An 11,775-nucleotide genomic window follows, 5' to 3' on the forward strand; every position below is an offset into this window, starting at 1 on the left:
CCGCGCGGACCGCGCCGATGCCAGGATGGCCACATGGCGGTCAGTGTGCGAGAGGTGGCAGCGCTCGCGGGCGTGTCCCTCGGCACGGTGTCGAACGTGCTGAACCGCCCCGACAAGGTCGCTCCCGGCACGGTGGAACGCGTGCAGTCGGCGATCGCGACGCTCGGGTTCGTCCGCAACGACTCCGCACGGCAGCTCCGGGCCGGACGCAGCTCCACCGTCGGCCTCATCGTGCTCGACGGGGGCAACCCGTTCTTCACCGACGTCGCCCGGGGTGCCGAGGACGCCGCGATGGACAACGGCCTCGCGGTCCTGATCGGCAACTCCGACGAGTCGACCGACCGCGAACGCACCTACGTCGACCTGTTCGAGGAACGCCGGGTCGCCGGACTCCTGATCTCCCCCGCCGGCGATGACCTGTCCCGGCTCGCACGGCTGCGCGACCAGGGCACCGCCGTGGTGCTGGTGGACCGTCGCGCCGACGACGAGCACTTCGCCTCGGTCTCCGTCGACGACGTCGCGGGTGGCCGCATCGCGGTCGAGCACCTCGCGGCGATCGGCCGCACCCACATCGCCTTCGTCGGCGGGCCGTTCGGCATCCGCCAGGTCGCCGACCGGCACGCCGGGGCACTCGCCGCCGCACAGGCCGCGGGCATCCGGCTCGAAGCCCTGCCGACCACCTCGCTGTCCGTGCTCGAAGGGCGCCGCATCGGTGAGGCGATCCAGGCCCGCCCGGCCGCCGAACGCCCGGACGCCGTCTTCGCCGCCAACGACCTGCTCGCGGTCGGGCTCGAACAGGCCTTCATCATGCGCGGCACCATCGCGGTGCCCGAGCAGATCGCCATCGTCGGCTACGACGACATCGCGTTCGCCGAGTCCGCCGTGGTCCCGCTGACGTCGGTACGGCAGCCGGCGCAGGACCTCGGCCGCCGCGCGATCGAACTCCTGACGAAGCAGGTCGAGCAGGGGCAGGACATCGACCTCGAGCACGTGGAGTTCACGCCGGAGCTCGTGGTGCGGCAGTCCTCCGTCGCCGACGCCTAGGGCCCGGTCCGGACACGGCTCCCCCGCCGCCTACGATCGGAGCATGGTGCATGTCCCCCGGCGCGACGGTCCGCCGAGCGTGCACCACGTCGCAGCCCGGGCCGGGGTCTCGCTCGCCACGGTCTCGAACGTCCTGAACCACCCCGAGCGGGTCGCCGACGCCACCGCCGCACGCGTGCGGGATGCGATCGACGCGCTCGGGTACACCCCGAACCGCAACGCCCGCGCCCTGGTGTCCGGCAGCACGCGCGCGATCGGCCTGGTCGTGATGTCGCTGCGGAACTCCCTGTTCAGCGACATGGTCAACGGCGCACAGCTGGCCGCGCGGGAACGCGGTTTCACCCTGCTGATCGCCAGCAGCGAGGACGACCTGCAGGCGCAGGGCGAACACCTCGCCTACCTCGAGAGCGCCCGGGTGTCGGGGATCCTGCTCGCCTCGATGACGGAGTCGCGTGACCAGGTCGAGGTCGCGCGGCGCCACGGCCGACCCGTCGTGTACGTCAACTACGAACCGACCGAGCTCGACGCGTGCGCGGTGGTCGTGGACAACGAGCAGGCCGGGTTCCTGGCGACCGAGCACCTGATCGACCGCGGCTGCCGACGCATCGGGTTCGTGAGCGCCCGTCCGGACCTGCAGCCCGTCGATCGCCGACGGGCCGGCGTGCTGCGGGCCGTCGCGGCGCACCCGGGGGTCGTACTCGTCGACGTCGACGCCGGGGACATCGACCCGCCCGGAGGCACCGACGCCGGGCTCCGCATCGCGCGGATGCCCGAGGACGAACGCCCCGACGGAGTGCTGGGCGTGACCGACCTGCTCGCGATGGCGGTCGTCTCCGAGCTCCGAGCCGCCGGGATCCGCGTCCCCGAGGACATCCCCGTGTCGGGCTGCGACCACAACTCCGTGGCGTGGGGTGGTGCGGTGCCGCTGACCTCGGTGACGATGCACGGCTCGGAGATGGGTGCGGCTGCGGTGGAACTGCTGCTCGAGGAACTCACCGACCCGATGCACGTGCACCGGACCGTCGTGCTCGGCAGCGAGCTGGTGCCCCGCGAGAGCACGCTCGGCCGCGAGGGTGCGGCTGCAGCGGCCGCCGCCGCAGCCGTCGCCGGCACGACACCGAGCGACCCGAGGCGCACCGAGGCCTGACCGGCGGCGGACCAACCCGCGAAAGCGACACATCCGCGGCCGTCGCTGCGTCCGGTCCGCCAGAGCGACAGATCGGCGCGAACGTTCGGCGGCACACTGTCGCTTTCGCGGGCTGCGGGCAGCGGGCAGCGGGCTGCCGGGCCGGGCCGGCGCGCACGAGGCGACCTGGGCCGGTGACGCGACCGCGCACCGGACGGGAGGCGCGGGGCGGGGCCGGCACGGGCCTCCCGGCCGGCGGGCGGCACGACCACCGCACGGTGCAGCACCGCGCGTCGGCTCGGTGCGAGGTTGCGCACTCCGTGCGAGCCCGCGCGCCCGTCACCGAGCGTGGAACCTCGCACCGAACGCCAAACGACGAGCGAGCGAACGAGCTGCGCGTAACGAAATCGGCACAGCGATTGACACGCTTCAATCCTCGTGGTTCCATCCTGATTGAAACGTTCTAAAACGCAGTAACCGGACCCCGCGACGGCGCGGGATCCGGGTCCGTTTCACCCGGGGTACCCCAGCCCCGGGCCTTACGAGGAGGTAAGGAATGTCAGTTCGTTCCGTGACCAAGCGCGCGATCGCCATCGGCGGCGCAACGGTCCTGATCGGCGGGCTCGCAGCGTGCTCGTCCGGCGGCTCCGCCGACGAAGGCGGCGGCAAGGTCGAGATCACCTACCAGGCCGACAACGCCCCGGCCACCGCGGCCACCGCGAAGCCGCTCATCGAGGCCTTCGAGAAGGCCAACCCCGACATCACCGTCAAGTTCGACACCCGACCCCAAGGCACCGACGGCGACAACCTGATCAAGACCCGGCTGTCGACCGGCGAGGCCGCCGACGTCTTCAACTACAATTCCGGCTCGCTGATGCAGGCCCTCAACCCGGACAACACCCTGGTGGACCTGTCCGACGAGAAGTGGGCGAGTGACGTCGACCCGCAGTTCACCAAGGTCGTCAGCACCGACAAGGGCATGTACGGCGCCCCGTTCGGCACGAGCTTCGGCGGTGCGGTGCTCTACAACACGAAGGTCTACGACGACCTCGGCCTCAAGGTCCCGACCACGTGGGACGAGTTCATCAGCAACAGCGAGAAGATCAAGGACGCCGGCGACGTCGCCCCGATCATCCAGACCTACGGCGACACCTGGACCAGCCAGCTGTTCGTCCTCGGCGACTTCGCGAACATCACCGCGCAGGACGACAAGTGGGCGGACGACTACACCGCCAACAAGGAGTCCTACGCCGACGAGCCCGCACTCGCCGGGTTCGAGCACCTCGCCGAGGGCAAGGACAAGGACCTCTACAACGAGGATTACGCCTCGGCCACGCAGGCGAACGGCCTGAAGATGCTGGCCGACGGTACGGGCGCGCAGTACCCGATGCTCACGAACGCGATCTCCGCGATCCAGCAGGACTCCCCCGACGCCGTCGACGACATCGGCGCGTTCGCCCTGCCGGCCGAGGACGCCGCGGACACGAACCTGACGATCTGGGAGCCGAACGGCCTGTACATCCCGAAGACGACCACCGGTGACAAGCTGGCGGCCGCGAAGAAGTTCGTCGCCTTCGCGAACTCCACCGAGGGCTGCCAGGTGCAGAACGACACCGGCACCCCCGCCGGCCCGTACGTCATCTCGACCTGCTCGCTGCCGGACGACGTGCCCCCGATGATCGTCGACCTGCAGCAGTACCTGGACGACGGCAAGGCGAGCCCCGCGCTCGAGTTCCTGTCCCCGATCAAGGGCCCGAACCTCGAGAAGATCTGCGTGCAGGTCGGCTCGGGCATCACCACCGCGAGCAAGGGCGCCGACCAGTACGACGACGACGTCGTCCAGCAGGCACAGCAGCTCGGCATCAAGGGCTGGTGATCGGCGTGACCGCGACCCTCACGACGGCGGTGGCCCCGCCGCAGACACGCAAGGCCGGCCGCCCCGGACCCGCGCGCAAGCGGATGCGCTCGTTCTACCCCGCGTGGTTCTTCATCCCCGCGATCGCGCTGTACGTCGTGTTCTTCGCGGTCCCGACCTTCGCCGGGTTCTACTTCTCGCTCACCCGCTGGACGCTGTTCGACCAGACCTTCATCGGCTTCGACAACTTCGTCCGGTTCTTCCAGGACCCGCAGCTCGTCTCCGGGTTCGTGCACACCTTCCAGTACGGCTTCGTGACGAGCGCGGCGAAGGTGGTCCTCGGACTCGCCCTCGCCCTGCTCCTCACGTCGCCCGTGCTGGGGCGCGGCTACCTGCGGGCGGTCGTGTTCTTCCCGGTGCTCGTGTCGACCATCGGCATCGGCATCACGTTCAAGGCGCTGATGGACCCGTTCCACGGGATCATCAACGGCGTGCTGGGTTCGGTCGGCCTGCCCACCCCCGGGTGGCTGACCGACCCGGCGCTCGCCCTGTGGAGCGTCGCCGCGGTGGACGTCTGGAAGGGCGTCGGCATCGCGACGCTCATCTTCATCGCCGGCATCGTCGCGATCCCGCAGGAGTACTTCGAGGCGGCACGGGTCGACGGCGCGAGCGCGTGGTCGATCTTCCGGAACATCACCCTGCCGCTGTCACGCCCCGCGATGGGCACGGTCATCATCCTGTCGCTCATCGGCGGCCTGCGGTCGTTCGACCTGATCTGGGCGATGACCGGCGGCGGGCCGGGGTTCACGAGCGACGTGATCGCGAGCGTGATCTACAAGCAGTACCAGGCCGGGTTCTACGGTCTGTCCACCGCCGGCAACGTGGTCCTGTTCGTCGTCGTCACGGCGATCATGGTGCCGATCTCGTGGCTCCTCAACCGCAAGGAGGCAGAGCTGTGACCACGCTCGCCAGCCCCCGCGTCAGCACCCCGACGCGGTCCCGCCACCCCGGCCGCGCCCGCCGGTGGATCATCGGCTCGATCGCCATCGTCGTCAGCTTCGTCGTCTTCCTGGTGCCGTTCGTGTTCGTCCTGCTCCAGGCGGCGAAGAATCCGGCCGAGGCGAACCAGCTCGGCTTCAGCCTGCCGACCGACTGGCAGCTGTGGCAGAACCTGCAGGCGGTGTTCCAGAGCGGTGACGGCGGGATCCTCCGCGCGTTCTGGAACAGCGCCCTGCTCACCGTCGGCAGCGTCACGGTCATGGTCGTGTTCTCCGCGATGGTCGGGTACGTGCTGCAGCGGCGACCGAGCCGGTGGAACGCCCTGATCAACTTCTTCGTGCTCGCGGGGCTCATCGTGCCGCCGGCGATCGTGCCGACCATCTGGGTGCTGCAGGGGCTGAACCTGTTCAAGACCATGGGCGGGATGATCCTGATCGAGGCGACCTTCGGCCTGTCGTTCTGCATCCTGCTGTTCCGCGCCTTCGTCGCGACGATCCCGAAGGAGCTCGACGAGGCCGCCGTGCTCGACGGCGCCGGCCCGATCCGCCTGTTCTTCGGGGTGGTGCTGCCGCTGCTCAAGCCCGTGATCATCACGGTCGTGCTCGTGCAGTCGGTGACGGTGTTCAACGACTTCACCAATCCGCTGTACTTCCTGCCGGGGTCCGAGAACGCGACGGTGCAGCAGACGCTCTACGCGTTCCAGAGTCAGTCGGTCAGCCAGCTGAACCTGCTGTTCACCGACGTGCTGCTCATCACGATCCCGCCGTTGATCCTCTACGTCTTCTTCAACCGTCAGATCGTCGCCGGCATGACCAGCGGCGCCGTCAAGGGCTGACCGCCCACCCCGGCCTGGAGGCGCGACCCGCCTCCGCCACGCCGCCCACCCGGGCGGACGGCCGGGCCCACGACCCCCGCACCGGTCGACGACGACCGGTCGCGTGAAAGGACCACCACATGACCACCTGGACCGCACCGTTCATCGCGGCCGACACCGACCTCGGCAGCGCCCCGATCCTGCGTCGGGAGTTCACCCTCGACGACGGCCACGGCGCCGTCGCCGCCGCCACCCTCGACGTCAGCGCCCTCGGCGTCGTCGAGGCCTGGCTCGGCGGGCAGCGCGTCTCCGACCACCTGCTCGAACCGGGGTGGACGAGCTACGAGTGGCGCATCCGCGTCGTCTCGCACGACGTCACCGAGCACCTGACGGACACGGTCCCCGGGCAGCCGGCCGTGCTCGCGCTCGTCGTCGGCAACGGCTGGGCCGCCGGACGACTGGCCTGGGGCGGGGGCGGTGGGTGGTACACCGACGAGCGCGCCGGGTTCGCCGAACTCCGGATCACCTTCGACGACGGGCACGAGCAGCACGTCACGACCGACACCGACTGGCGGGCCCTGTCGAGCGCGATCACCGCGGACCAGCTCTACGACGGGCAGGACATCGACGCCCGACTCCGCGACGGGTCGTTCCTGACGCCCGGCGAGGTCACCGTGCCCAGCGTCGACGGCCACCAGGGGCGGACGAGCACGGTGCACACGGTCGACATCGGCGAGCGCGAACTCGTCGCCGACACGGTGCCGCCGGTGCGCCCGCTGGCCGAGATCGCCCCGGAGGCGATCTGGACGAGCCCGTCGGGAGCGACCCTGCTCGACTTCGGCGTGAACCTGGTCGGCTGGCTCCGCGTCACCGCGACCGGCCCGGCCGGCACCGTGCTCACCCTGCAGCACGCCGAGGTGCTCGAGCACGACGAGCTCGGCACCCGCCCCCTGCGCACCGCGAAGGCGACGGACCACTTCACCCTGCGCGGTGACGACGAGCCCGAGACGTTCGAGCCCCGGTTCACGTTCCACGGGTTCCGGTACGCGCAGGTCGACGGCTGGCCAGGCACGCACGACGAACTCCGCGCCGCGGTCACCGCCGTGCAGGTCGGGTCGGACCTCACCCGCACCGGCACGTTCGCGTCGAGCCACGAACTGCTGAACACCTTCCACGACAACGTCGTCCGGGGCATGCAGGGCAACTTCCTGAGCGTGCCGACGGACTGCCCGCAGCGCGACGAGCGACTCGGCTGGACGGGCGACATCGCCGCGTTCGCCCCGACGGCCTCGTACCTGTTCGACACCCGGACGTTCCTGGCCGACTGGCTGCGCGACGTCTGGCTCGAGCAGCAGCACGCCGACGGGATCATCCCGTTCGTGGTGCCGGACGTGCTGAAGTACTCCCCCGCCGAGGACTTCGGCACGCCCGACGCGACCGCCGTCTGGTCGGACGCCGGCGTCTGGGTGCCGTGGACCCTGTACCAGGCGTACGGCGACACCGCGGTGCTCGAGGAGCAGTTCGACTCGATGGCCGCACACCTGCGCCGGGTCCGTGACCACCTGTCCCCGGAGGACCTGTGGGACACCGTGTTCCAGTTCGGCGACTGGCTCGACCCGGACGCTCCGCCCGATGCCCCGGCCGACGCGAAGGCCGACAAGGGCGTCGTCGCGACGATCTGCGCCTACCGGTCCGCGACGATCGTGGCGGACGCGGCGGAGCTGTTGGGCGGTCACGAGGCGGAAGCAGCGGAGTTCCGGGAACTCGCCACGCGCCTCCAGGCCGGGTTCCGCACCCACTACCTGCAGGACGACGGGCGGATCCTGTCGGACGCGACCACGGTGTACACGCTGGCGATCGTGTTCGGGATCCTGTCCGAGCAGGAGCAGGCCGTGGCCGGCGACCGTCTCGCCGAGCTGGTCGAGGCGTCCGGGTACCGGATCTCGACCGGCTTCGCCGGGACCCCGTTCATCACCGACGCGCTGACGCAGACGGGGCACCTGGAGGACGCCTACCGGCTGCTGCTGCAGACGGAGTGCCCGTCGTGGCTGTACCCGGTGACGATGGGCGCGACGACCGTGTGGGAGCGGTGGGACTCGATGCTGCCGGACGGCACGATCAACCCGGGTGAGATGACCTCGTTCAACCACTACGCACTCGGTGCCGTGGCGGACTGGATGCACCGAGTGGTGGGTGGCCTGTCGCCGCTGGCGCCGGGGTACTCGGCCGTCCTGATCGCGCCGCAGCCGGGCGGTGGGCTGACGTGGGCGGAGACCTCGCTCGACACCGTGCACGGGCACGTCGCCGTGCGGTGGGAGCTCGTCGACGGGGAGTTGCGCGTCCGGGCGACCGTGCCCGAGGGCGTGACCGCGGTGGTGCGCCTGCCGGGTGCTGCGGAGCAGCGGCTCGGCGGCGGAACGCACGCCCTCCGCGCGCCGGCTGCCGTCCCCGCCGCGTAGGACCCTGGTCCGCAAAACACCGGTGTTCGCGCGTCGAACCCCCGAACGCGCGTGTTCACCACGTGAACACCGGTGTTTTGCGGCACCACCCGCGGCACCACCCCACCACCACGGTTGCGGCAGACCGCCGCGCGCCGTACTGTATGAAACGATTCAATCGCACACGAGGAAGTGACACGATGACATCGACCCCGAGCTTCGCCGGCATCGCCGACCAGCTGGCACGACAGCAGATCGAGCTGCCCAGCTGGGCCTTCGGCAACTCCGGCACCCGCTTCAAGGTGTTCAGCACGCCGGGCACCCCGCGCGACCCCTACGAGAAGATCGCCGACGCCGCCCAGGTGCAGCGGTACACCGGCCTGGCGCCCACCGTCGCACTGCACATCCCGTGGGACCTGGTGGACGACTTCGCCGACCTCAAGCGCCACGCCGAGGAGCACGGGGTGTCGCTCGGCACCGTCAACTCGAACACGTTCCAGGACGACGACTTCAAGTTCGGCGCCCTGACCCACGTCGACGAGACGATCCGGCAGAAGGCGATCGACCACCACCTGCGCTGCATCGACGTGATGGACGCCACCGGGAGCCGCGACCTGAAGATCTGGCTCGCCGAGGGCTCGAACTACCCGGGGCAGGAGGACATGCGCTCCCGCCAGGACCGCCTGCACGAGTCGCTCAGCACGATCTACGACCGCCTCGGCGCCGACCAGCGCCTGGTGCTCGAGTACAAGTTCTTCGAGCCGTCGTTCTACCACACCGACGTCCCCGACTGGGGCACGAGCTACGTACAGACGGCGGCCCTCGGGCCGAAGGCGATGGTCTGCCTCGACACCGGCCACCACGCCCCCGGCACGAACATCGAGTTCATCGTGATGCAGCTCCTGCGCCTCGGCAAGCTCGGTTCCTTCGACTTCAACTCGCGCTTCTACGCCGACGACGACCTGATCGTGGGGGCAGCGGACCCGTTCCAGCTGTTCCGGATCCTGGTCGAGGTCATCCGCGGCGGCGGGTACGACAACCCCGACGTCGCGTTCATGCTCGACCAGTGCCACAACATCGAGGACAAGATCCCCGGCCAGATCCGCTCGGTGCTCAACGTGCAGGAGATGACGGCCCGCGCACTGCTCCTCGACCGCGTCGCACTGACCGCCGCGCAAGAGGCCCACGACGTCCTCGGCGCGAACGAGGTCTTCATGGACGCGTACCAGACCGACGTCCGGAAGGACCTGGCCGAGTGGCGCGAATCCCGCGGCCTGCCGGCGAACCCGATGCGCGCGTACCTGGATTCGGGCTACCAGCAGTCCATCGCCGAGGACCGCGTCGGCGGCGTCCAGGCCGGCTGGGGCGCGTAGGAACATGACGAACACAGTGGAGGCACGGGTGGACCCCGCAATGCACGGCACCGACGCAGACACCACGATCCGGGCGCTGGTCGCGCGCTCGAACGCGCTCGGCTCGGATCCGCGGATCACGAACTACGCGGGCGGGAACACCTCCGCCAAGGGCACCGACACCGACCCCGTCACGGGCGAACCGGTCGAGCTGCTCTGGGTGAAGGGCTCCGGGGGCGACCTCGGCACCCTCACCCCGGCGGGCCTCGCGGTCCTGCGCGTCGACCGCGTCCGTGCACTCCAGGACGTCTACCCGGGGGTCGAGCGCGAGGACGAGATGGTCGCCGCGTTCGACTACACGCTGCACGGCAAGGGCGGTGCTGCGCCGTCGATCGACACCGCGATGCACGCCCTCGTCGACGCCGCCCACGTCGACCACCTGCACCCCGACGCCGGCATCGCGATCGCCACGGCGGCGGACGGTCCGGCCCTGACCGAGCGCATCTTCGGCGACCGGGTCGTCTGGGTGCCGTGGCGCCGGCCCGGGTTCCAGCTCGGGCTCGACATCGCCGCCGTCCAGCGCGACCACCCGGACGCCGTCGGCACGATCCTGGGCGGCCACGGCATCACCGCGTGGGGGGACACGAGCGACGAGGCCGAAGCGAACTCCCGCTGGATCATCGACACCGCCGAGCAGTACCTCGCGGAGCACGGCACGGCGGACCCGTTCGGCGGCGTCCGAGCGGGGTTCGAAGCACTGCCGACCGTCGAACGTCGCGCGCGCGCCGCAGCCCTCGCCCCGACGATCCGCGGCATCGCCGGGCACGACAAGCCGGTCGTCGGGCACTTCACCGACAGCGACGTCGTGCTCAAGTTCCTGGCGAGCGAGCGCGCCGAAGCACTCGCGGCCCTCGGCACGAGCTGCCCGGACCACTTCCTGCGCACCAAGGTCAAGCCGCTCATCCTCGACCTGCCCGCAACGGCGAGCGTCGAGGAGCAGACCGCCCGCCTGCACGAACTGCACGGGCAGTACCGCGCGGACTACCAGGCCTACTACGACCGGCACGCGACGCCGGACTCCCCCGCGATCCGCGGCGCCGACCCGCTCATCGTGCTGGTGCCCGGTGTCGGGATGTTCTCGTACGGCAAGGACGCCCAGACCGCCCGCGTCGCCGGCGAGTTCTACGTCAACGCGATCAACGTGATGCGCGGTGCCGAGTCCGTCAGCACCTACGCCCCCATCGACGAGGCCGAGAAGTTCCGGATCGAGTACTGGGCCCTCGAAGAGGCGAAGCTGCAGCGGATGCCCGCACCCAAGAAGCTCGCGACGCGCATCGCCCTCGTCACCGGGGCGGCGTCGGGCATCGGCAAGGCGATCGCGAAGCGCCTGGCGGCCGAGGGTGCCGCCGTCGTCATCGCCGACCTCGACCTGGCGAAGGCGCAGGAGACCGCCGCCGAGATCGGCGGCCTCGACCAGGCCATCGGCGTCGCCGCGAACGTGACGGACGCCGCCGCGATCGACCAGGCGATCCAGCAGACGCTGCTGCACTTCGGCGGCCTCGACCTCGTCGTGAACAACGCGGGGCTGTCGCTGTCCAAGAGCCTGCTCGAGACGACCGAACAGGACTGGGACCTGCAGCACGACGTGATGGCGAAGGGGTCGTTCCTGGTGTCGAAGGCCGCGGCGAAGGTGCTCATCGAGCAGGGCCTGGGCGGCGACATCGTCTACATCTCGTCGAAGAACTCGGTGTTCGCCGGGCCGAACAACATCGCGTACTCCGCCACGAAGGCCGACCAGGCCCACCAGGTGCGGTTGCTCGCGGCTGAGCTCGGTGAGCACGGCGTCCGCGTCAACGGCATCAACCCCGACGGGGTCGTGCGCGGCTCCGGCATCTTCGCGAGCGGCTGGGGCGCCAACCGCGCCAAGACGTACGGCATCGAGGAGCAGGACCTCGGCAAGTTCTACGCGCAGCGCACGATCCTCAAGCGCGAGGTCGTGCCCGAGAACGTCGCGAACGCCGTCTACGCCATCTGCACCGACGACTTCTCGCACACCACCGGCCTGCACGTGCCCGTCGACGCCGGTGTCGCCGCGGCCTTCCTGCGGTAGCGACGACCGACGACCAACGAGCGACGAGCGACGACCA

The 11,775-nt window shown here is 70.3% G+C and carries 8 protein-coding genes; all 8 read left to right on the plus strand.

Annotated elements, in window-relative coordinates; genetic code table 11:
* Positions 1 to 33: 33 nt before the first annotated feature.
* Positions 34 to 1,044 carry a LacI family DNA-binding transcriptional regulator gene (locus DEJ11_RS13475; RefSeq protein WP_111029965.1) on the plus strand — a complete coding sequence of 337 codons (1,011 nt, stop codon included), beginning with the start codon at positions 34 to 36 and terminating at the stop codon, positions 1,042 to 1,044.
* A gap of 43 nt (positions 1,045 to 1,087) precedes the next feature.
* Positions 1,088 to 2,191, plus strand: coding sequence for a LacI family DNA-binding transcriptional regulator (locus DEJ11_RS13480; protein ID WP_111104917.1), 1,104 nt, complete (start codon positions 1,088 to 1,090; stop codon positions 2,189 to 2,191).
* A 535-nt stretch (positions 2,192 to 2,726) separates the two neighbouring features.
* Entirely contained in the window at positions 2,727 to 4,046 is a 1,320-nt protein-coding gene (locus tag DEJ11_RS13485) for an ABC transporter substrate-binding protein (protein WP_111104915.1), read from the plus strand.
* A 5-nt stretch (positions 4,047 to 4,051) separates the two neighbouring features.
* Positions 4,052 to 4,984, plus strand: a complete 933-nt coding sequence (locus DEJ11_RS13490; RefSeq protein WP_241660435.1) for a carbohydrate ABC transporter permease — start codon at positions 4,052 to 4,054, stop codon at positions 4,982 to 4,984.
* Positions 4,981 to 5,859: a carbohydrate ABC transporter permease gene (locus DEJ11_RS13495; protein WP_111093296.1), complete on the plus strand. Its 879-nt coding sequence runs from the start codon at positions 4,981 to 4,983 to the stop codon at positions 5,857 to 5,859. The genes DEJ11_RS13490 and DEJ11_RS13495 overlap by 4 nt, the downstream gene beginning before the upstream one ends.
* A gap of 119 nt (positions 5,860 to 5,978) precedes the next feature.
* Positions 5,979 to 8,297, plus strand: coding sequence for a family 78 glycoside hydrolase catalytic domain (locus DEJ11_RS13500; RefSeq protein ID WP_111104912.1), 2,319 nt, complete (start codon positions 5,979 to 5,981; stop codon positions 8,295 to 8,297).
* Positions 8,298 to 8,476: 179 nt separating this feature from the next.
* Positions 8,477 to 9,649 (plus strand): L-rhamnose isomerase, encoded by a 1,173-nt coding sequence (gene rhaI, locus DEJ11_RS13505; RefSeq protein ID WP_111104909.1) that lies wholly within the window; start codon positions 8,477 to 8,479, stop codon positions 9,647 to 9,649.
* Between the two features lie 40 nt (positions 9,650 to 9,689).
* The gene (locus DEJ11_RS13510; protein WP_111104906.1) at positions 9,690 to 11,738 is read left to right on the plus strand and encodes a bifunctional aldolase/short-chain dehydrogenase; all 2,049 of its coding nucleotides are present in this window, start codon (positions 9,690 to 9,692) and stop codon (positions 11,736 to 11,738) included.
* Positions 11,739 to 11,775 lie beyond the last annotated feature (37 nt).

This window comes from Curtobacterium sp. MCLR17_058 (assembly GCF_003234705.2).
GTDB classification, from domain to species: domain Bacteria; phylum Actinomycetota; class Actinomycetes; order Actinomycetales; family Microbacteriaceae; genus Curtobacterium; species Curtobacterium flaccumfaciens.